Origin of the sequence: Nocardia sp. NPDC058114 (assembly GCF_042884695.1) — a bacterium.
GTDB lineage: Bacteria > Actinomycetota > Actinomycetes > Mycobacteriales > Mycobacteriaceae > Nocardia.
Map to the genome: position 1 here is coordinate 143,140 of NZ_JBHVTK010000009.1, position 26,782 is coordinate 169,921.

17 protein-coding genes are annotated in these 26,782 nt (G+C 69.6%); 9 read left to right on the forward strand and 8 right to left on the reverse strand.

Translation table 11 applies throughout. From position 1 onward, the window contains the following. Window positions 1-43: 43 nt before the first annotated feature. The 3 genes from ACFVVI_RS28225 to ACFVVI_RS28235 form a co-directional block, all read right to left on the reverse strand. Complete coding sequence (locus ACFVVI_RS28225; protein WP_387447573.1) at window positions 44-2,011, reverse strand: protein kinase; 1,968 nt, start codon at window positions 2,009-2,011, stop codon at window positions 44-46. Beyond that, window positions 1,987-3,813 (reverse strand): serine/threonine protein kinase, encoded by a 1,827-nt coding sequence (locus ACFVVI_RS28230; protein WP_387447524.1) that lies wholly within the window; start codon window positions 3,811-3,813, stop codon window positions 1,987-1,989. Before ACFVVI_RS28230 ends, ACFVVI_RS28225 begins: the two co-directional genes overlap by 25 nt. A 137-nt stretch (window positions 3,814-3,950) precedes the next feature. After that, window positions 3,951-5,117, reverse strand: coding sequence for a protein kinase (locus ACFVVI_RS28235; RefSeq protein ID WP_387447525.1), 1,167 nt, complete (start codon window positions 5,115-5,117; stop codon window positions 3,951-3,953). A 120-nt stretch (window positions 5,118-5,237) separates the two neighbouring features. Here ACFVVI_RS28235 and ACFVVI_RS28240 point away from each other — a divergent pair, with 120 nt between their 5' ends. The 7 genes from ACFVVI_RS28240 to ACFVVI_RS28270 all read left to right on the forward strand — a co-directional run bounded on the left by ACFVVI_RS28240 (window position 5,238) and on the right by ACFVVI_RS28270 (window position 12,777). Continuing rightward, window positions 5,238-6,008 (forward strand): deoxyribonuclease IV, encoded by a 771-nt coding sequence (locus ACFVVI_RS28240; RefSeq protein ID WP_387447526.1) that lies wholly within the window; start codon window positions 5,238-5,240, stop codon window positions 6,006-6,008. A gap of 102 nt (window positions 6,009-6,110) precedes the next feature. Beyond that, window positions 6,111-7,040 carry a TauD/TfdA dioxygenase family protein gene (locus ACFVVI_RS28245; RefSeq protein ID WP_387447527.1) on the forward strand — a complete coding sequence of 310 codons (930 nt, stop codon included), beginning with the start codon at window positions 6,111-6,113 and terminating at the stop codon, window positions 7,038-7,040. Between the two features lie 68 nt (window positions 7,041-7,108). After that, on the forward strand, window positions 7,109-8,320 hold the full coding sequence (locus ACFVVI_RS28250; protein ID WP_387447528.1) for a CaiB/BaiF CoA transferase family protein: 1,212 nt from the start codon (window positions 7,109-7,111) through the stop codon (window positions 8,318-8,320). Further along, window positions 8,317-8,487 (forward strand): hypothetical protein, encoded by a 171-nt coding sequence (locus ACFVVI_RS28255; RefSeq protein ID WP_378609018.1) that lies wholly within the window; start codon window positions 8,317-8,319, stop codon window positions 8,485-8,487. The genes ACFVVI_RS28250 and ACFVVI_RS28255 overlap by 4 nt, the downstream gene beginning before the upstream one ends. Continuing rightward, window positions 8,484-9,398 (forward strand): hydroxymethylglutaryl-CoA lyase, encoded by a 915-nt coding sequence (locus ACFVVI_RS28260; protein ID WP_379311939.1) that lies wholly within the window; start codon window positions 8,484-8,486, stop codon window positions 9,396-9,398. Before ACFVVI_RS28255 ends, ACFVVI_RS28260 begins: the two co-directional genes overlap by 4 nt. Before the next feature lie 74 nt (window positions 9,399-9,472). After that, the gene (locus tag ACFVVI_RS28265; protein ID WP_378993477.1) at window positions 9,473-10,249 is read left to right on the forward strand and encodes an ABC transporter ATP-binding protein; all 777 of its coding nucleotides are present in this window, start codon (window positions 9,473-9,475) and stop codon (window positions 10,247-10,249) included. Continuing rightward, window positions 10,246-12,777 (forward strand): ABC transporter permease, encoded by a 2,532-nt coding sequence (locus tag ACFVVI_RS28270; protein WP_378993479.1) that lies wholly within the window; start codon window positions 10,246-10,248, stop codon window positions 12,775-12,777. The genes ACFVVI_RS28265 and ACFVVI_RS28270 overlap by 4 nt, the downstream gene beginning before the upstream one ends. Before the next feature lie 129 nt (window positions 12,778-12,906). Here ACFVVI_RS28270 and ACFVVI_RS28275 read toward each other — a convergent pair whose 3' ends face one another. From ACFVVI_RS28275 to ACFVVI_RS28295, 5 genes are all read right to left on the reverse strand, one after another. Next, the gene (locus ACFVVI_RS28275; RefSeq protein WP_387447529.1) at window positions 12,907-15,273 is read right to left on the reverse strand and encodes an ADP-ribosylglycohydrolase family protein; all 2,367 of its coding nucleotides are present in this window, start codon (window positions 15,271-15,273) and stop codon (window positions 12,907-12,909) included. 93 nt (window positions 15,274-15,366) lie between these two features. Continuing rightward, the gene (locus ACFVVI_RS28280) at window positions 15,367-16,530 is read right to left on the reverse strand and encodes a VWA domain-containing protein (protein ID WP_378993482.1); all 1,164 of its coding nucleotides are present in this window, start codon (window positions 16,528-16,530) and stop codon (window positions 15,367-15,369) included. Window positions 16,531-16,594: 64 nt separating this feature from the next. Beyond that, a complete protein-coding gene (locus tag ACFVVI_RS28285; protein WP_387447530.1) occupies window positions 16,595-19,153 on the reverse strand; it encodes a DUF5682 family protein in 2,559 nt (852 codons plus the stop codon). Between the two features lie 49 nt (window positions 19,154-19,202). Then, window positions 19,203-20,303, reverse strand: a complete 1,101-nt coding sequence (locus ACFVVI_RS28290) for an AAA family ATPase (RefSeq protein ID WP_378632496.1) — start codon at window positions 20,301-20,303, stop codon at window positions 19,203-19,205. Then, window positions 20,300-23,341, reverse strand: coding sequence for a DUF5691 domain-containing protein (locus tag ACFVVI_RS28295; protein ID WP_387447531.1), 3,042 nt, complete (start codon window positions 23,339-23,341; stop codon window positions 20,300-20,302). The genes ACFVVI_RS28290 and ACFVVI_RS28295 overlap by 4 nt, the downstream gene beginning before the upstream one ends. 393 nt (window positions 23,342-23,734) lie before the next feature. Between ACFVVI_RS28295 and ACFVVI_RS28300 the strand changes: the two genes are divergently transcribed. Together ACFVVI_RS28300 and ACFVVI_RS28305 are read left to right on the forward strand one after the other, a co-directional pair. Continuing rightward, on the forward strand, window positions 23,735-26,257 hold the full coding sequence (locus tag ACFVVI_RS28300; RefSeq protein ID WP_387447532.1) for an AAA family ATPase: 2,523 nt from the start codon (window positions 23,735-23,737) through the stop codon (window positions 26,255-26,257). 85 nt (window positions 26,258-26,342) lie between these two features. Next, window positions 26,343-26,768 carry a hypothetical protein gene (locus ACFVVI_RS28305; protein ID WP_170112314.1) on the forward strand — a complete coding sequence of 142 codons (426 nt, stop codon included), beginning with the start codon at window positions 26,343-26,345 and terminating at the stop codon, window positions 26,766-26,768. Window positions 26,769-26,782 lie beyond the last annotated feature (14 nt).

Sequence of the window (26,782 nt, forward strand, 5' to 3'; positions counted from 1 at the left end):
GCAGCGGTCCTCGAACCGTGCGCAGCCTGGCGCGAACGCGCACCTAGACCAACGGGGCGGAGCGCCACCAATCCAGCACCTGGGCCTCGTCGGCGATGAAGCCGCGGCTGTACATGAGCATGGCGCCGCGGGCCGGGTCGCCGTCGAAGCGGGTGACCATGCGCGGCGACCTGGGCTGGCTGTCGTGCAGGACGAAGTTCGTACAGGTGTGGCCGGTGTGCGACATGGGGCGCACGTCGTTGGCGGGCAGACCCGCGATCGCCTGCGCGGCAAGATCTGCGGAGGGATAGAGGAAGAACTCGTAGGTGGCCTTGTTGCCGCCGCCGAAGCAATGCCACATCACCGACCAGTCGCCCATATCGGCGTCGTCGGAATCGCGGCTTGCGGTCGCGCGGTCGTAGGCGAAGCAGCCCGCGTTGCCCAGCCCCGAACCGGCATGGACCAGGTTGCTCGCCGAGGTGGCGGGCAGCATGCGGGGGAACTCGTCGCTGAGCTTCGCCGCGTTGGCGCCGATGACCCGTCGGTCGCTCGTCGGCGGGGTGGTCGACGTCAGCCGCTGGGGAGCGGAGGTCGTCGCGTCGACGGACGGTGTAGCGACCGCGGAGGTTTCGGAACCCTGCCCGCCCGACGCACCGGCGTTGCCGTCATCGCCGAAGGTGGTCACCAGAATCCAGCCGAGGAAGATCACGACGGCGATCATCGCCAGCCAGCCGATCGGCGATCCCTCCCAGCGGGATTTCCGCTTCTTGCCGAGATACTCCTCGGCGACCGAAGGGCGCGCGCCCCTACCCGTCGCCCTGGAATTCCCGGCGTCGCGACGACGTTGCGCGCCCGCGTTCGGCGCACTCGCGTGGTTCGCGGATTCGTTGGGCCACGACGGGTTCGGCTGCGCGGCCCAGGAGGAACCGCCACCGACCGCCGGCCACTGCTGACCGAGGCCGGGGGCGGCGTTGCCGGCCCACTGTGAACCGGCGGGTCGGCCGCTCACGGCCCACGGCTGATCGGGACCGGTCGTGCCCGGCCATGGCGGCTGTCCGCCAGACGAATTCGGGTCGGTACGACCTGCGATCGGGTATCCGGCACCGGGGGTATACGGCGAGTTCGGCGGGTAGGTTCTGGTGGCCGCCGAGCCGTGGAGTTGCTGCGGGGGAGCGTGACCGGCGAGGGCCCGCAGCGCGGCGGCGGCGAACTCGGCGCAGGTGGCGAAGCGCTCTTCGGGGCGCTTGGCCATGCCACGGGCGATGACCGCGTCGAGTGCGGGGGTGATGCCCGATCGGAGGGTGCTCGCGCGGGGCGGGGGTTGCTGGAGGTGGCCCTGGATCACCGCGACGGGGTTCGTGGCGTCGAAGGGGGTGGTTCCGGTGAGGAGCCGGAAAAGCGTGCAGGCCAGGGAATACTGGTCGGCGCGGCCGTCGAGGGCGATGCCGGAGAGCTGCTCGGGAGACGCGAAAGCCAGGGTGGCGGTGAAGGTTCCGGTCTGGGTCAGCTTGGCGGCGTTGTCGTCGTGCAGGCGGGCGATGCCGAAGTCGGTGAGGTAGACGCGTTCGGTGCCGTCGACCGATTCGATCAGGATGTTGGCGGGTTTCACGTCGCGGTGCAGCACGCCGCGGCTGTGCGCGAAGTCCAGTGCCGCGGCGGTTTCGGCGACGATGCGGACCGCCCGCGCCGGGTCGACCGGCGAGGGCAGCGACGACGCGTCGGCGCCGTCGATGTAGCGCATGGAGATCCACAGCTGGTCGTTCTCGACGCCCCGGTCGTACACGGTGACGATATTCGGGTGCTCGAGCTGCGCCACGAGATCGGCCTCGCGTTCGAACCTGGCCTTGATCTCGGTGTCGAAGAACAACTCCCGGTTCAGCAGCTTCATCGCGGTGCGCCGTGGCAGCCGTGGATGGCGTGCCAGATACACCGAGCCCATGCCGCCGCGGCCCAGCAGTCGTTCGATGGTGTATCCGGCGAAAACGCCGCCCTCGTCATACATCGCGGTCAGTTCAGCGGGGCCGAGCGCCACCAACGCAGCACCTCGTCGGCCGTGCCGTAGCCATCGGTGTACATCAGGAACTGGGCGCGGCCGGGATCGCCGGTGAACTGGGTGATGATCTTGTTCCCGTTGTCGGTGTACTTGTAGTTGGTGTACTGCTTGCCGCCGTTGCTGTCGGTGGACTTGGTGTTGGCCGGCAGTCCGTCGAGCACCGACTTGGCGTCGGCGGCCGAGTTGAAGGCATAGATCCGGTAGAACGGATCGTCGCTGTCGCCGCCGCCGAAGCAGCTCCACAGGTGCACCCAGGCGCCGAAGTCGGGTTCGCCTTCCGCGGGCGACGGCGGATCGCTGTTGTCGGTCTCCCAGCAGGTGGCGCCGTTGTATCCGGTGGAGTCGTCGACCGTGGCGGGCACGATCCGGCCGAACTCCGCGCTGATGGCGTCGGCGCTCGGGGTGATGTAGGTGCCCGCCGACGTGGTGGTCGTGCGGTCGCCGCCGCCCGCGTCATCGCCGCTGGCCGCGATACCGATGCCGATCAGCAGCACGATCACCAGGATCACCGCGACGACGATGCCGATGATCAGCCCGGTGTTGGACTTCGACGGCGGCCGCTGCCCGTGCGGATACTGGGCGAAACCACTCGCCTGTGGCCGCGGCGCCGACTGGTACTGCGGCCGCGACTGCTGGGTGTAGGGCTGCGAAGCGCCGGTGGGCGACTGGTTCATCGGACGCTGGGTGCCCATCGGGCCGCCGGTCATCGGGCCCTGGGCGGTGCCCATCGGGCCGCCGGTCATCGGGCCCTGGGCGGTGCCCATCGGGCCGCCGGTCATCGGGCCTTGCGCGGTGCCCATCGGGCCGCCGGTCATCGGGCCCTGTGTGGCAACGGGATACGGCAGACCGGTCTGCGGAATCGCGCCACCTGTCGTGGGCCGCCCGGCGATCGGCAGCGACCCACCGGTGCCCGGTCGTGGACCGACGATCGGCAACGCGGGTGCGCTCGGACTGTTCAACGCCTCGATCGCGGCTTCGGCGAAGTCCGAACAGGAGTCGAACCGGTCATCGGGCCGCTTGGCCATCGCCTTGGCGAGCACGCCGTCGAGTGCGTAGGACAGGCCGGGCCGGACGCTGCTCAGCGTGGGCGGCGGCTGCTGGAGATGACCCTGGATCACCGCGGCCGGGTTGGTCGCCGCGAACGGTCCCGAACCGGTGAACAGCCAGAACAGTGCGCAGGCCAGCGAATACTGGTCGGACCGGTGGTCCAGCGAGGCGCCGGTGAGCTGTTCGGGGGAGGCATAGGCCAGCGTCGCGGTGAAGGTACCGGTCTGGGTGAGATGGCCGGTGTCGTCGCGCAATCGGGCGATGCCGAAGTCGGTGAGGTAGACGCGTTCGCCCCGGCCCGCGCCCGAGCGGGCGAGCAGGATGTTGGCCGGCTTCACGTCGCGGTGCAGCACGCCCATACCGTGCGCGTAGTCCAGCGCGTCGGCGGTTTCCTTCACGATCTGCAGCGCGCGGGCGGGCGGCAGCGTCTGCGGATCCACCGATGCCGCGTCGACGCCGTCGATGAACTGCATGGAGATCCACAGCTGTTCGTCGTCGTGCCCGCGGTCGTAGACGGTGACGATGTTCGGATGATCGAGGCGCGAAACGAGATCGGCCTCCCGCTCGAACCGTGCCCGCACCTCGGCGTCGAAGAACATCTCGCGATTGAGCAGCTTCAGCGCCGTCATCCGCGGTAGGCGGGGGTGCTTGGCCAGATAGACCGAACCCATGCCACCGCGGCCGAGCTGCCGTTCGATGACGTAGCCGGCAAAAACATCTCCGTTGGCCAGCATGTCTGCTCCACTTCCCGCCGCGCGCCGGGACCCACCAGCGCACGCGCGTACAGCATAAAAGCCGCGGCCGACGTTGCCCGCCACGGGAAAATCAACGAAACCTTATCAGTCGGCGACGACGCCGACGGTTGCCACGATCACGGCGGACGCCGCTGCTGCGGCGGCACGATATAGCCGGGATGGTTACGGCCACCAGGGAAATCGATGGTGCCCGGGCGTGCGCTTCCGCGTCGCGGCGGGATGGCCGGACCGCCCGTCGACGGCCGCGGCGCGTGAGGATGCGGCTGTGCGGGAGTGGTCGGCTGCACGTGCGGGTGCGGTTGCGCGGGGGTGGTCGGCGGGGGCGCGTTGCGGTAGGGCTGCGCCGGGGTGGGCGGCCGGGGATATCCCGGCGCCTGCGGGTAGGACTCGCGGGCGCGCAGCACCACACCGGCCGCGGTGTACTGCTGCTGCTGATGCCACGGCCCCGGCACCGCGAACAGCGCCGCTTTGGCCGCCTGCGCGAACTCGGCGCAGCTGGCGAAACGGGACTCGACGCGCTTGGCGGTGGCTCTGGCCAGCACCGCGTCCAGGGTCGCGGGCAGGTCGGGGCGCAGACTGCGCAGCGGGGGAAGGGGCTTGCTCAGGTGCGCCTGGATCACCGCGCCCGGGCTGGGTCCGGGGAACGGCACCGAGCCCGTGAGCATCCAGAACAGCGTGCAGGCCAGCGAGTACTGATCGGCGCGATGATCCAGGGGTGCGCCCGCCAGATGCTCGGGCGCGGCATAGGCCAGGGTGGCGGTGATCGTGCCCGCCGAGGACAGCGTGGTCTCGCTGTCGCGCACCGCGGCGATGCCGAAGTCGGTGAGCACCACGCGTTCCGGGCGCCCGATCGGTGGCTTGGCGAGCAGGATGTTCGCCGGTTTCACGTCGCGGTGCAGCACGCCGCCCGCGTGCGCGAAGTCCAGTGCGGTGGCGGTCTCGGCGACGATCTGCACGGCCCGGCCGGGTGTCAGCACGTTCACGTCGGCGGTCGCGACATCGGTGCCCGCCACGAACTGCATGGAGATCCACAGCTGGTCGTCGTCGGTGCCGCGGTCGTAGACATTGACGATATTGGGGTGCTCGAGCTGGGCGACCAGATCGGCTTCGCGCTCGAAGCGGCGGCGGATCTCCTCGTCGGCGGACAGTTCACGGCTGAGCAGTTTCAGCGCGGTGAGCCGGGGCAGCCGGGGGTGCCTGGCCAGGTAGACCACGCCCATTCCACCCTGGCCCAGCACGCGCCGGATCGTGTATCCGGCGAACACGTCGCCTTTGCGCAACACGCGAAGTCACCCCCTCCAGGGCAGAGCACCCGTTTGAAATTCTACCGATGTATCTCCCGAACCCACCGCCGCGCAACATCGCGAGCGAAGTTGTCGGTGCCTGATATTAGGGTGGCAGCTATGCGCATTGGAGCACATGTTCGCGACGAGAGCGATCCGATCGGCTTCGGCGAGAAGCTCGGTGCCGAGGTCGTGCAGCTGTTCGTGGTCGATCCGCAGAGCTGGGACAAACCCCAGCCGCATCCCAGGGCCGCCGAGATTCTGGCCAGTCCGATCGATGTCGTTGTGCACTCGTCCTATCAGATCAATGTGGCGAGTCTGAACAACCGGTTGCGGATGCCCTCGCGCAACGCGGTGGCCCAGCAGGCGAAGGCCGCGGCCGACCTCGGTGCGTTCGGCCTGGTGGTGCACGGGGGACACGTACGCTCCGACGCCGAGCTCGATACCGGAATCGACAACTGGCGCAAGCTGTTCGAGCGTCAGCAGGACAAAGGCGGGTTCGCCGTGCCGATCCTGATCGAGAACACCGCGGGCGGCAATCACGCGATGGCCCGGCATTTCGATTCGATCGCGCGATTGTGGGACGCGGTCGGCGACTACGGCGCGGGCTTCTGCCTCGACACGTGTCACGCGTGGGCGGGTGGTGAGGAACTGGTCGGGGTGGTCGAGCGGATCAAGGCCATCACCGGGCGCATCGATCTCGTGCACCTGAACTCCTCGCGCGACGAATTCGACTCCGGCGCCGACCGGCACGCCAACTTCGCCGACGGCACCATCGACCCGCAACTGCTGGCCGAGGTCTGCCGCACGGCCGGTGCGCCGGTCATCCTGGAAACCCCGGCCGACGGGGTCGCCGAGGACCTGGCCTACCTGCGGGAGCACATCGGCTGACGCCGTTGGGATCACTCCGAGGCAAACCCTGTCTGTCGAACGGGATTCACGGTGTGCTTGATGCATACCAACCGATCGAGAACGACAGTGAAGGTGATCCCCATGACGGTCGACCACGCCCTCCCCGCCACCCTGACGGTGACCAAGCTCGGCGCCCACATCGGCGCGCAGATCGATGGTGTCCGGCTCGGCGGTGACCTGGACGCGGCGACCGTAGCCAAGATCCGGCGCGCGCTCAACGAGCACAAGGTCATCTTCTTCCGCGGTCAGAACCACCTCACCGAGGACGGTCAGTACGAATTCGCGGAGCTGCTCGGCAGCCCGACCACCCCGCATCCCACGGTGAAGTCGGCCGGTGTGAAGAGCCTGGCCATCGACTCCGAGCGCAGCCGCGCCAACTCCTGGCACACCGATGTGACGTTCGTGGACCGCGTGCCGAAGGCGTCGATCCTGCGCGCCGAGCACCTACCCACCTACGGCGGCTCGACCACCTGGGCGTCCACGGTCGCGGCCTACAACTCGCTGCCCGCTCCGCTCAAGGCGCTGGCCGAGAACCTGCGCGCGGTGCACACCAATCTCTACGACTACGCCGGAGCGGTCGACAAGGTGCGCCCGTCGCAGGTCGAGTACTCGACGGAATTCCAGTCCGATGTGTACGAGACCGAACACCCCGTCGTGCGGGTGCACCCCGAGACCGGCGAGCGTGCGCTGCTGCTGGGCCATTTCGTGAAGCAGTTCGTCGGGATTCCGTCCCGCGAGTCCGACCAACTGTTCCGTCTGCTCCAGGATCGGGTCATCCGCCTGGAGAACACCACCCGCTGGAACTGGTCCGACGGCGACGTCGCGATCTGGGACAACCGTGCCACTCAGCACTACGCCATCGACGACTACAACGACCAGCCGCGTCGCCTCACCCGGATCACCCTCGCCGGTGACATCCCGGTCGGCGTCGACGGACAGGCCAGCACCGTGTTGAAGGGCAATGCCGAGGACTACTCGATCATCGAGGAAGTGGAGCTCCTCGCCAGCTGAACTATCGGTTCGCCGCCGGGCCCGCACGTGCCCGGCGTCACCGGAGGTCGCACTGCGATACTGCCTGTATGAGTATTCGGCCGTTGGACGGTGTTCGCGTCCTGGAACTCGGTAACTATGTTGCCGCTCCCACTGCCGGACGTATCCTCGGCGATTTCGGCGCCGAGGTGATCAAGGTGGAACGCCCCGGCACGGGCGACGAATTACGCAACTGGCGGTTGTACGGTGGCGATACCTCGATGCTGTATCGCACCGTCAACCGCAACAAGAAATCGATCGTGCTGGATCTGCGGACCGAGGCGGGGCGCGCGATCGTACTCGATCTGGTGAAACAGTGCGATGTGCTGCTGGAGAACTTCCGGCCCGGAATGCTCGAGAAGTGGGGGCTGGGGCCCGAGGCGCTCGAGGAAGCGAACCCGAAGCTGGTGATCACGCGGATCTCGGCATACGGCCAGACCGGGCCGATGGCCGCGCGACCGGGATTCGCCGCGGTCGCGGAGGCGGTCGGTGGCCTGCGTGAGCTGGTGGGGGATCCCGATCGGCCGCCGGTGCGCACCGGGGTGTCGATCGGTGATTCGATCGCGGGCATCTACGCGGCGTTCGGGACCGTGATGGCACTGTTCCAGCGCGAACGGGTCACGGGTGCGGTGCCGCAGGCGGAGCGGATCATCGATGTCGCGCTGAACGAGTCGATCCTGTCGGTGATGGAATCGCTGATCCCCGACCATCTCGCCTACGGCATCAACCGGGAGCGGGTCGGCGGCCGGATGGAAGGCATCGCGCCGTCGAACGCCTACCCGACCAGCGATGGTTACTCCATCATCATCGGTGGCAACGGCGATGCCATCTTCCAGCGGTACATGCAGGTGATCGGCCGGCCCGACCTGGCCGTCGACCCCGAGCTCGCCGACAACAACGGCCGCTGGCGCAACCGCGAGCGCCTCGACGCCTCGATCGCGGAATGGTCGAGCAAACACACGCGCGCGCAGGCGCTGAAACTGCTCGATGACGCGGCCATCCCGTGCGGCCCGATCTACACCGCCGCCGACATCGTGGCCGACGAGCAGTACCGCGCACGCAATATGATCCAGATGTTCCCCGTCGACGTGGGCGAGGCCGAACCCAAGCAGGTGGGTTTCGGTGGCATCGTCCCGGTGATCGGGGACGCATCCCTGCCGATCCGCAATGTCGGCCCCGACCTCGGCGAGCACACCAGAGAGGTGCTCGGCGGGCTGCTCGGGATGAGTGAAGATCAGATCGACGCGCTGGAGGCACTGTGACGAGGCGAGTACACGGCAGGCGCCGCCCGCCGGTGCGCAACAAGTGGGAGCCGCGCGGCCCGGGTCATGTGCGTCCGACGGTCCACCCCACCCCGGCCAGCGTGGGCGACAAACCGTGCGGTGGCGTGATGTGCGTGCCCGCGCGGGAACCGGAGCAGCGGCGGTGACTGCACCGCTGCTGCGTGATGTGACGCTGCGCGACGGTTTGCAGCTCACCGGCAAGGTGCTGCCGGTGGAGCAGAAGATCGATGTGGTGCGCAGACTGCTCGCCGCGGGCGTGCCCGCGCTGGAGATCGGTTCGATGGCGCGGCCGGATCTGGTCGCGCCGATGGCCAACTCGCTCGAGTTGATCGCGGCGCTCACCCCGGACGAACTGGCGAAATGCTGGGTGTGGGTGGCGACCCCGCGCCATGTCGAGAAGGCCGCCGCAGCGGGCGCGCGCAATTTCCAGTACTGCTTCTCGGTGTCCGACGCGCACAACAGGGCCAATATCGGCCGCGATACCGAGACCTCGGTGGCGGCGATGCCCGCGGCGATCCGCCTCGCCCACGAGGCGGGCGGTGCGATCCAGCTGTGCCTGGCCACCACGTTCACCTGCCCGTTCGACGGTCCCGTCGATCCCGGCCGGGTGCTCGCCATCGCGAACGATCCGCGCACCGACGGCGCCGCCGACATCGTCCTCGCCGATACCCTCGGCCAGGCCCACCCTGGTCAGGTGGGCGCCCTGGTCGCCGCCGTCCGCGACACCACCCCGCCGCGCCGCATCGTCTTCCACGGTCACGACACCTGGGGCATGGGCGTGGCCAACACGCTCGCAGCCGTCGCCGCGGGCGCGACCATGGTCGACGGTGCGCTGGGCGGCCTCGGCGGCTGCCCCTTCGCTCCGGGTGCCAGCGGCAATACCGCGTCCGAGGACATCCTCTTCGCGACCAGGCCCGACTGGTTCACCCCGGCCTCGCTGGCCGACCTCGTCGGGCTCACCGAAGAACTCCTCGCCGAGCTCGGCGAGCCCAACCGCTCCCGCGCTCTGGAAGGCGCGCGCTCGGAGGCCGACGCCTTCGAATGGGTCGTTCGCTGAGAGGTCGGTAAGACCTGCGGTATCGGGGGGATCCCGGATGGCGCGGTTCTCGGTGGGCAGCCAGACTGGACAGCATGACTTCGCACGCCTTGGGCACCGAGGCCGCCGATGCGGCGGCCGCTACCGATATCGCGGCCGCCGCGCTCGATCTGGTCAAGCTGTACGGATCGGGAGATACACAGGTCAAGGCCCTGGACGGGGTGTCGGCTGACTTCGCGAAGGGCGAATTCACCGCGATCATGGGCCCATCGGGTTCGGGCAAGTCGACGCTGATGCACTGCTTGGCCGGGCTCGACAGCGCCAGCGCAGGTCAGGTCCGCATCGGCGACACCGCGCTCACCGGCCTGTCCGACAAACAGATGACGGCGCTGCGGCGCGACCGGATCGGTTTCGTCTTCCAGGCGTTCAACCTGGTCCCGACGCTCACCGCGCTGGAGAACATCACCCTCCCGCTCGATATCGCGGGTCGCAAGGCCGACCAGGAATGGCTCGACACCGTGGTCAAGCGCCTCGGTCTCGGCGACCGCCTCGAGCACCGGCCGTCCGAACTGTCCGGCGGCCAGCAGCAGCGGGTGGCGTGTGCGCGTGCGCTGGTGGGCAAGCCGGAGATCATCTTCGGTGACGAGCCGACCGGCAACCTGGACTCGCATTCCTCGGGCGAGGTGCTCTCGATCCTGCGCGCCTCGGTCGACGAGTTCGGCCAGACCGTCGTGATCGTCACCCACGACCCGCGCGCGGCCGCCTACGCCGACCGCGTCGTGTTCCTCGCCGACGGCCGCATCGTCGACGAGCTGCGCGACCCGACCCAGGATTCGATCCTCGACCGGATGAAGGCGCTGGAAACCCGATGAGCAATCCCATGCGCAAGGTCGCCTTGCGTAACCTCGCCGCGCACAAGGTGCGTTTGGCATTGACTCTGCTGTCGGTGGTGCTCGGTACCGCCTTCATCTCCGGATCGTTCGTTTTCACCGACACCCTGCAGCGCACCTTCGACGGGATCTTCGAAGGCCAGGCTCAGGGCGTGGACGTGCGCGTCGGCCCGGCGGACCGCCAATCACTGGGCGTACCGACGAACATCGTCGACGCGCTGGCCAAGACTCCCGGTGTGGCCAGGGTCGCGCCCGCCGTGAACGGCCCGGTCGTGCTGCTCGAGCCCGACGGCAAGAAGGCCGTGCAGACCGGTGGCGCACCGAGTTTCGGCCTGTCCTACCTGCCGCCCGACAAGTCCGTCGAGGAACCCGAGAAGTTCCTGTCGGGCGCCGCGCCCACCCAGCCGAACGAGATCGCGCTCAATGCCGGTGGCGCCGAGAAGGCCGGGCTGAAGGTCGGCGACAAGACCAAGGTGCTGATTCCGTCCAAGGGTGACCCGTTCGAGGTGACGCTGTCGGGCATCTACGAGATGCCGGGCGCCGAGGGCGGCGGTGTGGTCGCGGTGATGTTCACCGAGCCCCAGGGCCGCAAGCTGTTCACCGACGGGTCGCACGTGGCCTACGCCGACATCGCCGCGGCGCCCGGTGTTTCGGCCGATGACCTGCGCGATCAGCTCGCCGCCGGCCTGCCCAACTACAAGGTGCAGAACTCCGACGAGGTCCGCGAGGACATGAAGAAGGAGATCTCCGAGGCGCTCACCTTCATCAACTACTTCCTGCTCGCCTTCGGCGCGATCGCGCTGATCGTCGGCACGTTCATCATCTACAACACCTTCTCGATGATCGTGGCCCAGCGGCTGCGCGAACTCGCGCTGCTGCGCGCGATCGGAGCGAGTCGTCAGCAGGTCGGGCGATCGGTCGTGTCCGAGGCGATCGTGATCGGGCTGATCGGTAGCGCGCTCGGGCTGGCCGCGGGCATCGGGCTGGCCTACGGGTTGTCGGCGTTGCTCAACGCGTTCGATCTCGGACTGCCGACGGGGTCGCTGACCGTGTTGCCGCGTACCGCGATCGTCGCGCTGCTCGTCGGCCTGATCGTCACCGTGGCCAGCGCCTATGCTCCCGCTCGCCGGGCCGCGAAGGTGCCGCCGGTGGAGGCCATGCGGTCCGAGTTCGCCAGCGCGGGTGATTCGTTGCGGCTGCGCACGATCATCGGCGCGGTGATGGCCGTCGCCGGTGGCGTGCTCGTGTACGTGGGTGCGCAGGGCACCGGCAAGGGCTCCGCGGTGACCGTCGGTGTCGGCGCGCTCGGGCTCATTCTGGCGGTGCTGCTGGCGGCGCCGGCGTTGTCGCGGCCGATGGTGCTCGTGCTCGGCGTGCTCACCAGGCCGTTCGGCGCGATCGGGCAGATGGCGCGCAACAACGCCACGCGTAACCCGCGGCGTACCGCCGCCACCGCGTTCGCGCTCACCCTCGGCCTGATGCTGGTCTCGGCGATCGGCATTCTCGGTGCTTCGGCGAAGACGAGTGTCGGTGTGCTCATCGACAAGGGTGTGAAGGCCGAGTACGTGCTCGCCGGGCCGCAGATGATCGGTGCGCCGATCGGTGCGGTCGACGCGGTGCGCACCGATGTTCCCGGCGTCAGCGATGTCACCGGGATCCGAATCGTCGCGTTCAAGGTCGGCGACGAGCAGATCGGCGCCACCTCACCGGACGGTCCGATCGACCCGGTGATGGACATCGACATGATCAGCGGCACCACCACGATCCCCGCCGGTGGCGCGCTCATCGACGAGACCGAGGCGACCGAGCGCGGGTGGAAGCTCGGCGACAAGGTCACCATCACCAGTCTCGACAAGAAGCAGATCGAGCTCACGATCGGGGGCATCTTCGCCGACTCGCCGCTGCTCGGGCCCATGGTGGTCGATCCCGGTATCTACGAGCAGTTGATGCCACAGAGTCTGCGCACCAATGTCTTCGTGCTGGTCAAGGCCGCGCCGGGGGCCGATCTCACCGCGATGCGGGCGAACCTGGAGAAGGCCACCGAACCGTTCGTGGTGGTGCAGGTCCAGGACCACGAACAGTTCAAGGGCGCGCAGGGTCAGCAGATCAACACCCTGCTCGCCATCCTCTACGGGCTGCTCGCGCTGGCGGTGGTGATCGCGGTGCTCGGCATCATCAACACCCTGGCGCTGTCGGTGGTGGAGCGCAGGCGCGAGATCGGCATGCTGCGCGCGGTCGGCACCCAGCGTGCGCAGGTGCGTCGCACGATCTACCTGGAGTCCATGCTGATCGCCATCTTCGGCGCGATCGTCGGCCTGGTGCTCGGCATCGCGCTCGGGGTCGGATTCCTGCGCACCCTGCGCGATATGGGCATCGACCAGATCACCATTCCGTGGTCGCAGCTGGTGATCGTGCTGATCGCGTCCGGTGTGGTGGGTGTGCTGGCCGCGGTGTGGCCGGGTGTGCGGGCCGCGCGGACGCCGCCGTTGGCGGCTATCGCGGATCTGTAGGCGGCACAGGCACGTTCGACCCCCCACCGGAGTTCTCGGTGGGGGGTCGAACGGTGTCATGGGGCGCGGTACGCCGCTCGTGGTCGATCGACTGGGCAATATCTGACGGCCACTGGGGTCAGTGCGGAACTAGCCGGACGGGGGCCAGCCCGGGTAGCGGTTCCACCAGTGTTCGGGTGGTATCCCGTGGGAGTCACTCGGTGGTGTGAGGCCGAATTCGGTGCAGTAGCCAGTGGCCAGGAGATCGAGAATCGGGCGCGCATCGACCGCATTCGCCCAACCTCGCGGGAGTGCGGAACGGCCGTACCGGGCGCCGAGAAGACTGCCCGCGATCGAACCGGTGGCGTCGCTGTCGCCGGAGTGGTTGACCGACAGCAGGAGTCCGGTGCGGACGATGTCGTGGGGCGAGCCGCCGAGTCCCTCGGCGGCGAGGGTGGCGAAGACGGCGATCGACAGGGCCTCTGGACCGATCCATCCCTGGCCGAGCGTCTCGACATCTTCCGGTGTGGGATAGCGCCTTTCGCGTTCGATCCGGGCGGCCAGCCGGTTGGCCGCGTTCAAGGCGGCCGAGGTCTCCCCGTGGTCGGCGTAGCCCGTCAGCTCGGTGCGGGCGCGCGAGAGGGCGGTTGCGGTGTCGGCGCCGCGCGAGAGCTGATAGATCAGGGCGGACAGGGTGCCCGCGGGCAGCCAACCGCTGGGATGACCATGGGTGAGCGCGGCCGCATCGCAACCCAATTCGAAGATGGTATCGGTCGCGGCTCCGGAACGGTCTGCGGCGTAACCGAATCCGCAGGGGGCCGCGCGCATCACCGCGCCGCTGCCCTTGGAATGGTTGATGGGCTGGTCGCGGGTGCCGAGCGGATTCATCGGCGCTTTCCGGGCGGCCGCGTGACGCAGCGCGGTGTAGACCGAATTCGCCACGCCACGTTGCTCGATCAGCTCGGGGTAGTCGCTGAGGGCGCTGTACAGCGCGAAGGGCTGCTCCGGCATTTCGGTGACCTGCCCGCGCAACCACACGAGCATGCCCTGCTGCAGCAGGCCCATCGTCGCTCCGCCGATGCCCTTGGCCCTGGCCCGCACCGACCCGCGGATCAGCGCTTCTACGGTGAAGGCCGTCAGCTGGGTCTCCTCGGAGATGCGAAGCGGGTCGACGTCGGTCAGCCCGGCGTGGCCGTACTCGTTCCGGATCTGTTGCAGCGAACGGGTTTCCACCGGAGCGCCGAGGGCGTCACCGATCGCTCCGCCGAGCAGACAGCCGTGTACGGCGTCGAGCCATACCGGTGCGGTGCTGGTGTCTCGCGCGTCCCTGCCGTAGGTCGAGGAAGCGCGTGTATCGATCCGGCCGTGGGGAGAACGGGGATTCGCGGCCGGGTTCGAGGCGAGGTCGGGTGGCGTTCCCGGCCGGGCGGACATGGCGGTGTCGAAGCCACGAACGTCGACCGAGACGCTGCTTTCCGGCTCGGACATGGTGTTGCGGACAACGGTCGGGTCATGTCGCCGACCGGCATTCGGGTGACTCGAGGATGTGCGCGACTCAGGCCTGGAACCGGCGCTCGGCGGCAGCGGTGTTCCGGTCGGGCGCACCTCGGGAGCAGAGGCGGTTCGCCGCGGCCCGGCGGTCGGGATGCGGCCGGACGCCGGCGGTGTGGGTGGGCGATGGCGCAGTGCCTCGGTGAGCGCGGTGGCGAACGCGGTGCAGGTGGGGAAGCGGTGGCTGGGGTCTTTGGCCATGGCCTTCGACAGGACGGTGTCGACCGCGGTGGACAGGGTGGTGCGGCGGGTGCTGGCCGCGGGAGGCGGGGCGTTGAGGTGGCCGAGCATGACGGTGGCCGGGTTGGGGGCGTCGAAGGGGCCGGTGCCGGTGAGGAGGCGGAAAACCGTACAGGCCAAGGAGTATTGATCGCCGCGGCCGTCGAGTGGTGCGCTGCTGAGTTGTTCGGGCGAGGCGTAGGCGATGGTGGCGGTGAACTGGCCGGTGCGGGTGAGGCCGCCGGTGTCGTCGAGGAGTTTCGCGATGCCGAAGTCGGTCAGCACGACTCGTTCGTCGAAGCCCGCGCCGACACCCGCGGTGTGCGACAACAGGATGTTGGCGGGCTTCACGTCGCGGTGCAGAACGCCCTGGCGGTGGGCGTAGTCGAGCGCACTCGCGGTCTGGGTGACGATCTGGGCGATCCGCTCGCTCCCGAACTGCTGCACCGGCACCGCCGAGGCGTCGACACCGTCCACGAACTGCATGGCTATCCAGAGACGCTCTTCGTCGACGCCGCGGTCGTAGACGGTGATGATGTTCGGGTGGTCGAGCTGGGCCACCAGGTCGGCTTCGCGTTCGAATCTGGCGCGGATCTCGAAGTCGGCGAACAGGTCACGGTGCATCAGCTTCAACGCGGTCAGCCGCGGCAGCCTGCGGTCTCTGGCCGCGTACACCGCGCCCATGCCGCCACGTCCCAGCTCACGCTCGATGACGAAACCGGCGAACACCGCCCCGCGCCGCAACATCGCCTCACCCCGTCCAACGAACCCGATCGTTCGCAGCCTAGTTGGCGCGGGCTCGCAACGCTGCCGAGTCCCGCCACGTTCCCCGGGGCTCGATCACACCGCCGGGGCGTTGGTGTCGGCCCAGCGCGTGATGTCGCCGCGGTCCAGCGCGGTGGCGAGCAGGTCCGGGAACTTGTCGGGGGTGCAGGCGAAGGCGGGGATGCCGAGCGCTGCCAGTGCCGCGGCATTGTCGTGGTCGTAGGCGGGCGCGCCCTCGTCGGAGAGCGCGAGCAGCACCACCACCTGGACACCCGCCTCTTTCATCGCATGGCAGCGGCGCAGCATCTCGTTGCGTACGCCGCCTTCGTAGAGGTCGGAGATGAGCACGAAGAGGCTGTCGGTGGGCCGGGTGATCAGCGTCTGCGAGTAGGCGATGGCGCGATTGATGTCGGTGCCACCGCCGAGCTGTGTGCCGAACAGGACGTCGACCGGGTCGCTGAGCTGATCGGTGAGATCGACGATCTCGGTGTCGAACACGACCAGCGAGGTCTTCAGCGACCGCATGGACGCGAGGACGGCGCCGAACACCGAGGCGTAGACGACGCTGGCCGCCATCGAGCCGGATTGGTCGATGGCCAGCACCACATCGCGCTGGATCGACTGCGACTTGCGGCCGTAGCCGACGAGCCGCTCGGGCACGATGGTGCGGTGTTCGGGCAGGTAGTTGGCGAGATTCTTGCGGATGGTCCGGTTGAAATCGATATCGCGCAGTTTCGGGCGATGAGTGCGGGCGGCACGGTTGATGGCGCCCGAGACCGCGGCCACGGTCTTGGCGGCGATGCGCTGCTCGATCTCGCGCACCACCTTCTCGACCACCATGCGCGCGGTGGCCTTGGTGGTTTCGGGCATCACCCGGTTGAGGCCGAGCAGTGTGCCCACCAGATGTACATCGGGCTCGACCGATTCCAGCAGCTCGGGCTCCAGCAACAGTTGGGTGAGGTTGAGCCGGTCGACGGCGTCGCGCTGCATCACCTCGACCACGGTCGCGGGAAAGTAGGTGCGGATATCGCCGAGCCAGCGCGCGACTCGGGGCGCTGAACCACCCAGTCCACCAGACCTTTTCGTCGAACCGCCGGCTTCACCGGTGTTGTAGAGGGCGGACAGTGCCTGGTCCATCGCCTGATCGGCACCGGAGCTCAACCCGCCGAGCTGTTCTTCGGCGGCGGTTCCCAGCACGAGACGCCAACGGCGCGAATGGGTTTCGTCGGGTTCGGTCATCGGTGCTCCTGGTGGTCGAGCGGGATGCGGTGGCGAGTGGGTGTCGGGCGTCTGCGGAGGTGGGTCACCCAGCGGCCCCCAGGATCGCGGTCGCCGCGCGCAACGCCAGTTGCCCGCGGATCGGGTCGACCGCGGCGGGGCCGTCGGCGGCGGTCGGTGCTGAGCCGGTGTCTCGCAGGGCCTGGCTGATGGCCCGGCGTTCGCCGGATTCGAAGGAGCCGAAGGTGCGGCGCAGCAGCGGCAGGGTGGCGACGAACTGGTCTTCGTTGAGGTCGCGGAGCCATTCGTCGATGCGGCGCAACAGCTCTCGGTCGTGGACCAGGAGCAGACCGCGGCCGCCGAGGAAGCCGTCGATCCAGGCGGCCTTGGCGGCGGGGGTGTTGCCGACGGACAGTGCGGCGGCCAGCCGGCGGGCGGATTCGGCGTCGTCGATGCGTTCGGCGTCGCACAGCAGGCGCACCGCGCGGCCGCCGATCGCGCCGTGTACGTCGTCGCGATCGGCGATGCGGTGCAGGGTGGCCAGCCATTCGGTGGTGGCGTGCTCGTCGTCGCGGGTGCTGATCGCGGTGTGCGCGGCGTCGATCTGGGTGCGCAGGGCCTGGGCGGCATCGGTGTCGAGGCCGGTGACGGCGCCGGGCAGGCCCGCGCAGATCCGCACCAGCAGGCCGTCGGCGACGTGGGCCAGGGCCTTGGTGTCGGTGCCGCGGACATCGCCGTAGCGCAGGGTGCGGGTCAGGCCGGGGAGGGCGCCGAGCAGATGGGTGACATCGTGGTCGAGGGCGGCGGCGGCTTCGAGCCTGGTGATCAATCCTTCGGTGGCGCCGCCCAGGTCGGCGAGCAGGGCCATTTCCAGTGCGTCGGCGAGCGCGGTGACGGTGACGTCGTCGCGGCTCGCGGTGTCGAGGATCTTGGTCTCCGCGGCGGTGCGCAGGGTCGTGCCCCAGACCGCGGCTTCGACGATGCGGACCTCGAATTCGGGTTCCCAGCGCAGGGTCCACGTCTCACGGAAGGTGCCGGTGCTGCGGACCTCGCCGGTGGTCGGAGTGCCCCAACCGACACCGAGCAGGCGCAGGCGGTGCAGCAGATGCGACCGCTCGACATCGCGCTCTTTGCGCAGGTCGAGGTCAATATTTCGAGCGAGCGCCTCCTGCTTGAGCCGCAGGGTTTTACAGCGTGCCCGCAGGTCGGCCGCCAAGGGGACCGTCGGAGTGTCCTCGGGAACACCGCCGAGCGTCTCGCCGACGACCAGTTCGTCGACCACCAGTCGCAGCATGGTCTCGTCGCCACCGCACATCACCGACCGCACAGCCTCGGTGACCTCGGACAATCCCGGCAGCGGCCTGCCGCGCAACGCGGCGAGGGTGTCCGCCAGCCGCACCGCCTCGATGATGTGCGCACTCGACACCGGCAGATCGTGCGAGCGCAACACTCCGGCGACCTTGGTCAGCCAGCGCGCCACCGGCCGCTCGGTCTCGGTGAACAGGTGGTGATACCAGCCGGGCGAGGTGACGCCCGCCCCGTAGCCGGACCCGGCCGCCAACCGCGAATGCGTCCACGGCACCCAGGTCAACGCGGCCTTCGTCTTCGGCAAACCCTTGAGCAGTCGCATATCCGGTGCGGCGGGACCGAGCGGTTCGACCAACGCGGGCGCGTGCCAGGCACCACACACCACCGCCAACCGCTTCGCACCACCCTTGAGCACCTGCCGCATCACCTGCCGCATATGCGCCTCGCGGACCAGAGTGTGCTGGTCGACGATCAGCGGCGCCATCGCGGGGTCCGGTCGATCCGCGGCTGCCGGGAACTCGAACCCGTTCCCTGTCGAAGGCTTCTCCAGCAGCTCAGGAGCGTCGAGTGGCGAAAGTACCACCGGGTCGGGGACTTCGGTGTCGGTCGGTGCCGTCGCGCCGAGCTGCGATGGCGCGTCCGCTGTGGGTGACGTGATCGCGGCGTGTCGGGCATCCTCACGCAGGGCGGTCATCGCCTCGGTGATGGCGTCGAAAGCCGCGCTGTCGGGCACGGATTCGACGACCGCGTCCCACCAGCGTTCGGCGTCGTCGTAGCCCGCGGCCGAGGCCAGGGCGGCCAGCGGGTCGGAGCCGCCGCCACGGGCATCGTCGTCGGCGGCGAGGACGTTCGTGGCGGGGAGGTCGCAGAAGCGGACCGGGACGGCGTGCTCGACGCCGTAGCGCATCGCCTGCCACTCGGGGGAGAACACGGCGAACGGCCAGAATGCGGCGCGGGCAGGCGAATCCGGGACGTAGGCGAGCAACGCGACCGGTGGGGCCATCGTGTCGGCGGCGACGAACCCGACGAGCGGATCAGCGTCGGCGGGGCCTTCGATGAGAATGGCGTCGGGCCGGAACTCCTCGAGCGCGTGGCGCAGCGAGCGCGCTGATCCGGGCCCGTGGTGACGGATGCCGAACACCCGCGTCACCGCCGCCGCGCCCGCACTCGAATTGGTGTCGGTCACCGAACCCGCACCGGGTTCGGCCTCGGTGGTGACCGCGCGCGTCTCGCCCGTATCCGAGTCGGAGCTCTCGCGGATTCCGGCACGGCTCGCCGGCTCGCCCGGTGTGGTGTCACCGGTGGCCGGGTGGGTCGCCTTGTTGCGTTGACTCATCGAAAACCCCATGTGTGGTGTGTGTTCCGTCCTCCCCTGCGGGCGGTTCTCAGCCGGCGATTTCGCGGCAGGCCCGGTAGAAGTCGGCCCAGTCGGGGCGTTCCCGGACCACGGCCTCGAGGTATTCGGTCCAGATCACGGTGTCGGCCACCGGGTCCTTGATCACCGAGCCGAGCACGGCGCCCGCGATGTCGGAGGCGCGCAGCACGCCGTCGCCGAAGTGGGCGGACAGGGCGAGGCCGTTGGTGATCACCGAGATCGCCTCGGCGGTGGACAGGGTGCCCGAGGGGGATTTGAGCTTGGTGCGGCCGTCGGCGGTGATGCCGGAGCGCAATTCGCGGAAGACCCGCACCACGCGGCGGACTTCCTCGGCGGCGGCGGGAACGGTCGGCAATTCCAGTGCGGCGCCGAGCTGTTCGACGCGACGGCTGACGATGGCGACCTCGGAATCCTCGTCGGCGGGCAGCGGCAGCACCACGGTGTTGAAGCGGCGCCGCAGGGCCGAGGAGAGATCGTTGACGCCGCGGTCGCGATCGTTGGCGGTGGCGATGACGTTGAAACCCTTGGCCGCCTGTACTTCCCCACCGAGTTCGGGCACCGGCAGGGTCTTCTCGGACAGGATGGTGATCAGCGCGTCCTGCACATCGGAGGGGATGCGGGTGAGCTCCTCGATGCGTGCGATGGCGCCGGTGCGCATAGCGGTCATCACCGGTGACGCGACCAGGGCGGCGTCGCTCGGCCCCTCGGCGAGCAGGCGGGCGTAGTTCCAGCCGTAGCGGATCGCTTCTTCCGCCGTACCGGAGGTGCCCTGCACGAGCAGTGTCGACTCGCCGCTGATGGCGGCCGAAAGATGTTCGGAAACCCACGTTTTCGCGGTGCCGGGCACCCCGAGGAGCAGCAGGGCGCGGTCGGTGGCGAGGGTGGCGACCGCGACCTCCATCAGTCGGCGCGGGCCGACATATTTGGGCGTGATCACGGTGCCGTCGTCGAGGGTGCCGCCGAGAATATAGGTGACCACGGCCCACGGCGACAGTTTCCAGGACGGCGGGCGCACGCGATCGTCGACGCGGTCCAGGGCGGCCAATTCGTCGGCGAAGGCCTGTTCGGCGTGGGGACGCAGCAGGGTGGTGGAGGGTTCGATGGTGGTCAACGCAGCTCCTCGAGCATGGTGGCACGATCGGTGAGATCGTGGGCGAGTCGGTGGAATGCCTGGTGCCAGGCGGGATCGTCGGTGGTGTCGGCGAGCGCGCTGACGCGCGTCGCGAGTTCGACAGGCAGGTGGACGCTCGCGGCCGTGAGCAGCGCCCGGTCGGTGTACACGCCCGCACTGGCGTGCGGCTGCCGCGCGGTGGTGCGGGCGCGCTCGCCGAGCAAACGCAGCACATGGTCGGCGACGGGTTGCGGCCACGGATGATCGAGGCCGGGCAGGATCGCGTGGAGTTCGTTGAGCTGGTGCGCGTCCAGGTCGAGCACGTGCTCGACCCGGTCGGCGGCATCGAGCAGCGTGAACAGTTCGCGACGCCGCAGCACCGCCTGCTCGGTCGGGGTCGCGTGGGCGAACAGCGCACGGGCCCACGCGGTGTCGTGCTGGGCGAGCGTGGCATCGACCCAGCCGTCCACGATCGCCTTGGCGTAGCGGGGCGGCAGCGACAGGGTCAACGCGGTGGTCGGGGTCTGCCCGCCGGGGGCCCGCACGATCGAGGACCATGCGGTGAGCGGAGTGGCGGCGATCGCCTGGTGCAGCGTCGTGATCGTCGAATCAGGGGTGTCCCAGCGCAATTTCGCTTGATCGGTCGCATCGGTGATGCCGTCGCGCCGGGCCTGCGCGTCGAGCTCCGCGGGTACCCGTACGTCTACCGTCCCGTCGTCCGCCACCCGGATCCACGACGCCACCAGCGCCGCCATCCGCCGCCCGAAAGCGGCATCCGGCAGCTTGTTCAGCAGCGTCGTGGCGGTGCGCCGGACATCACCGCGCCGGTCGTCGAGGGCCCGCTCGAGCAGGGCTTCGTCGGCCGGACTCAGTCCCTCGGCGAGCAGCCCCAGCAGCTCCGCCTTCACCGGCCCCGACTCCTTCGGCCACGCAGCGGTCAACACGGTCAGCGCCGCGGCCGGATCGGCCCGGCGAGTACGCGCGAACCAGTCCTTTCGCTCGCCGGATGTGCCGAACAACCAGACATCGTGGACAGCGGGCGCGCCCGGCTCCGTACCGGAGCCCGAGTCGGCAGTGGTGCCGGAATCGGCATCGTGATCCGGGGACGTTGTCGGCCCGGCGCTCCGGGTCGTGCTCGCGTCGATGTCGACCTGGATGTCGGCGACGCTCGCCGTCAGCTCCGGCCGGCTGTTGCGGGTTTTCCCCTCCGCCGACGATGTGGCAACGTCGGCAGGGAACTCGTCGACCAGTTTCGCCCATGCCGGGTTGCGCGCGGCGAGCCAGCGTCCGCGGCGGCCTGCCAGTCGCAGCAGTGGCGGACGCAGCGTGGTGTCGGAGGCCGCCGAGAGCGCCTGGACACACAGCACATCGGGCAGGCGGAAGTCGAATGGTGTTGCCGCAGTGAACCATTCGGTCAAGAACGGGGACTTGTCCGCGAGGAGGCGGCTGAGGCGGTCGGCGGCGGGGCGCGGCAGAAGCGGGCGCGGATCATCGACGGCGGGTTCGGGTTTCGCCGCGGTACGGGGGAGTTGTCCGCCGCGCAGATACAGATCTTGTAGCGCGGCGGTGTGGAGCAGCCGGGTGGCCGGTTCGCCCGCGTGCTGCGGAACGGCGGCGGCGACCGCGGAGTCGAGGTGGACACCGTCGGCGCTGCGCCGGGCGGTACCGAGCAGCGCCACCGAGACGAGTTCGGCCAGCGCGGGGGTCGGGGTGGTTTCGGTGGGGAATTCGTTTTCCAGGTCGCTCACCTCGCCTGCGCACAACACCGAGATCGGGTCGAAGCCGTCGGCTCGCCACTCGCCGCACACCGTCACCGGGTGACCGCCCGCGACCGCGACCAGCCGCCACGGGCGCGCGCCCGCGGCCAGCGGTAGCGCGGTGCCGTCGGATGCGACGAGCTGCCATCCGGTCTCGTCGAGCACCGGCACGACATCGGTGAGCAGCGCGGGCCAGGAACGCAGCCACGGATCCGCACTCAACGCGCCCGCGTAGGCGTCGAGCGCGTCGTCGATCGTGGCGCCGCCGACCGAGGGGACGGTGGTGAAGGGTTCGGGTGCGCCGTGGCGGGTGCCCCACTGCGCGCGCAGGGACACCGCGCCGGGGTAATAGTGCAGTTCGGCGTCCACCTCGTTGCCGGGTGCGGGCACCTCGCCGGTGAAATTCGGGGTGGCGAAGGAATGTTCGATGAGCAGGGCCCACCGTCCGCTACCGCGACCGCGCAGCCAGGTGCGGCGCGTGTGCAGTCGCTCCTCCTCGCTCGCCCGCATGCCGAGCACCAGCCAGCGATCCCGCACCGCGGGCTCGTTCAGCACCGACTCGGCCGACGTCGGGTAGCCGATATGGGTGCGGATCCCCGCCCGCAGCGGTTCGGGGAGGGCGTCGAGCCTGCGATGGGCCAGCACCAGCAGGTGCAGGCGGGCGTACTCGCGCAACAGCAGTTCGGGCCAGTGTTCGGTGGTGACGACCGCGGTGGGCAGCCTGCGCAGGGCCTCGGCGATGCGGGGCGCCTGGGCATCGACCATCCGGGCCGCGATCGCCTCGTACGCGGCGTACGAACGGTCGGTCTGGGCCAGCCCGGTTCGGATCTGGTCGGTGAGCCAGACCTCCAGTTCGGTGAGCCCGGCGGATACCCGCGCCCGTCGCTGCTCGACGGTGGCCTGCGACGGCGTGCTCGCGGCCTTGGCCTTCGCCGGCGCGGCGGCCTTCGCGGCCCGCCCGGCCAGCCACTCGGCCGCGAAGTCGGCGGGTGCCTGCTGGACGGGGGTCTGGCCACTCGACCACGTGAGCAACAGCGACAGCGTGTGCTTACACGGGAACTTGCGGCTGGGGCACGAGCACTTGTACGCGGGCCCGTCCAGGTCGACGATCGCCTGATACGGCTTGGCGCCGCTGCCCTGACACAGCCCCCACACCGCATTGCCCGCGGTGCCGGTCTCGCGCCAGCGACCGGCCAGCTTGCGTGCGGCAGCCAGTGAGCTCGCATCGGGCGCGAGCGCGCGGACCTGGTCCTCGGTCCACGGCGTGCGTTGCTCGGTCATCGGTTCCCCCGTTCTCGTGTTCGCCGAATATCTACCGCAACCCACCGACAACTGGCGGACCCGGCGGCGTAACGCTCGGAAAACACTGGTGCCGCGGCAAATTCGTGCTCCAGCTCTTGCCCTGGGTGGCGATCTCTGGCATTCTGACCTGTTCGGCACCGCCCGGACCGCCCGCGCTGCTCGACGCAGCGTAACGCGGGTGTGAACACCTCATCGAGCTGCCCGCCGGGGTGGGCGAGGGGTGGACATCGAGGGCCCGCCGTGGCGCCGCGATGGCCATTCCACTCCCGCGGGCAGATTCGCTGAGGGCCCTGCGCATCCCCTGGGCGAACATCCGGCGATCGGGTAGCGTTTCAACCAGGATCGCCGCGTTGCGCGCCGACGCGAAGGGGGATGTCGCAAGTGTGCTCGGATCGGATCGCCGAGGTGGTCGCGCGCGAGCTCGCCGCCGACCCGGCAGTGGAGGAACGGGTCGCCGATTGCGTGCTCGCCGCGCTCACAGCTGTCGACGGTGACTCGGCCGCAACGGATTCCGGTGATACCGGGGTCTTTCTGCGGTCGATCACCGTGCAGGGTTTCCGGGGAATCGGTCCCGCGGCGACGCTGCGATTGAATCCGGGGCCCGGCCTGACCCTGGTGGTCGGTCGCAACGGCAGCGGGAAATCGAGTTTCGCCGAGGCCGCGGAATTCGCGTTGACCGGTGGGAATCGCCGCTGGGACGGTCGCTCGACCACCTGGCGCGAGGGATGGCGCAACCTGCACGAACCCGAGACCGCCCGGATCGACGTCGAGCTGCTCACCGCGGGCGACGACCCCGCACTCTCGGTCGCGACCAGCTGGGACCCGAGTGCGGACCTGGCCGACGCGCGGTGGACCGAGCGGCGTGGATCCGAACCGGCGGCCTCGGTCGACCCGCACGGACGGCGCAGGCGACTCGATCTGTACCGGCCGTTCCTGTCCTACAGCGAGCTCGGCGCGCTCGTCGACGGGAAGCCGAGCGACCTGTTCGACGCGCTGCATCGCCTGCTCGGCCTGGACGAGCTGGCCGCCGCGGCCGAACAGATCCGATTGCGCAAGCTGGAACTCGAACGCGCCGTGAAGGATTCGCGCCAGTCCCGCGCCGACCTGCTGGTCGAGCTGGCCGAGGCCGATGACGAACGTGCCCGTGCCGTGGCCGACCTGTTGCGCACGCCGGACCCCGATCTCGACGCGGTGGCGGGCGCGGTGGCCGGTTCGGTCCTCGGCATCGACGGGCCGGAGGGTTTGCGCGCGATCCTGCGTCTGTCGTTGCCCGATGTCGCGCGGGTTGCCGCCACGACCGATCGACTCGCCGAAGCAGCCCGGAATGTGGCGCGCCACGAGACCGTCGATACCGAAGCCGATCTGCGAGTGCTCGAATTGCTCACGCGGGCGCGCGCACACGTCTCGACGGCAGGTTCGTGCCCCTGCCCGGTCTGTGGACGCGACGAACTCGACGCCGACTGGCTCGCCGCCGCCGATACCGAAATCACCTACCGCACTAGGGAACTCGCGGCCCTACAGTCGGCCACGGCGGAATTCGACACGGCTCTGACAGCGGCCCGCAACCTCCCCGCAGACCTGCCGATCGAGTTCGGTTCGGCAATCGCGGTCGGTGCCGGCGCAGTGAGTCTCTCGGGGCCGGTGTTCGATCCGGCGGGGCGCCGGGCGGATGCGCCCGCGCCGTACGCCACGTCGGACTCGTTGCGTAAACAGCGCGACATCGTCGGACAGCTCTGGTCGGAGTGGGCCGCGCTCGCGACGGCCGACTACGAAGGCCGGCTTCCGGACCGGCTGCGCACGATTCACGCCGACCTCACCGCGGAACTCGCCGCACTGCAACGGGATACGCGCACCGAACTGGACCGTCTGGATGCGGTGTGGTCGCCGTTGGTCCCGCGCGTTCTCGCGTGGCTCGACCCCGCCCGCGCCGTCGCCGACCACGCGAGCGAACTGCGGGTGGTGAAGAGGGCGGCCGAGTGGCTCAAGGCGGCGACGGCGACGATCCGCGAGGAGCGGATGCGGCCGCTGGAGACCACGGCACGGTGGGTGTGGAGCACCCTGCGGCAGCAGAGCAATGTCGAGCTCGGGGCGATTCGGTTGCAGGGCAGCGCGGGCACAGCGCGGCGGGTGCTGCTCGATGTGACCGTCGACGAGGTGGACGGCGCGGCGCTCGGCGTGATGAGCCAGGGGGAGCTGCACGCGCTCGGACTGTCGCTGTTCCTGCCGCGAGCCACGGTGGCGCACAGCCCTTTCCGGTTCGTGATGATCGACGACCCGGTGCAGGCGATGGATCCCGCGAAGGTGGACGGGCTGGCCAGGGTGCTCGCCGAGGTGGCGGCCTCCCGGCAGGTGGTGGTGTTCACCCATGACGAGCGCCTCGCCGAGGCGGTGCGCCGCATGCAGCTCGACGCGACAGTGCTCGAGGTGCAGCGTCGCGAGCGGTCGATCGTCGAGGTCAGGGTGACCGGCGACCCGGTCCGCCGCTATCTCGACGATGCCCGATCCCTGCTGCGCACACCGCAACTCCCCCCGGCGATCGCCGATGAGCTCGTCGCTACCTGCTGCCGTTCGGCGATCGAAGCGGCCGGGCTGGCGAAAGCCCGCCAGGAACTCCTGGCGGTGGGCCTCGAGCACGGGGAAGTGGAGCGGCGCGTGCGCAACGCGCACACCACCCGTGCCATGATCACCCTCGCCATCATGGGTGTCGGCGCCCGCGTGGACGACCTGAACAAGCACCTGAGCGCGGTCGGCGGACGCTGGCTCGTCGGCGTCCTTCGCGATGCGACCGCGGGAGCGCACGTGCCGATCGATCGTCCGATGCGCGAGTTGATCAGTGACACGGAACGATTCATCACCTGGCTGCGGGCGCACGAGCCGGCGGCGGTGCGCCCATGAGTGGGCTCGCCGGAGACTCCGGCAGGCGTCTTCGCGGCCGACGGGAGGCGATGGCCGCGCGCACCCGTGCCGGTACGGTGGGGTCGTGAATCGTCGCGGCAGGCCGGCTCGCGCGAAGTTCAGCCCACGGCCCTCGGTGGCGCAGCGGCTGGAAGCCGCCGAGAACCTGTTGGACGGGTCGGTATCGGACGCCGGCGGGGTGTGGTCGCGGGCAGTGGCCTGGATCCTGCGGTTGGCGCTCGAGCAGGCGGTGGACCAGCTGTGGGCGCAGGTGGCGCCGGAGCTGATGCGGTGTCCGATGCGGGCGCAGCTGCTCGCGTTGCGGGTGTACGCGGGGCCGGAGACCGCCGGTCAGGTCGGTGCGTTGTGGGCGGCGCTGTCGCGGGCGGCGCATCATCTCGACTACGAGATGGCGCCCAGTGTCACCGATCTGCGGCGTTGGCGGGATCAGACCGCGGAGCTGGCGCGGGCGTTGGAGCTCGCGCCCCTCGCGCACCAGCCGTTCGGGTGACCAGCGGACCGAGC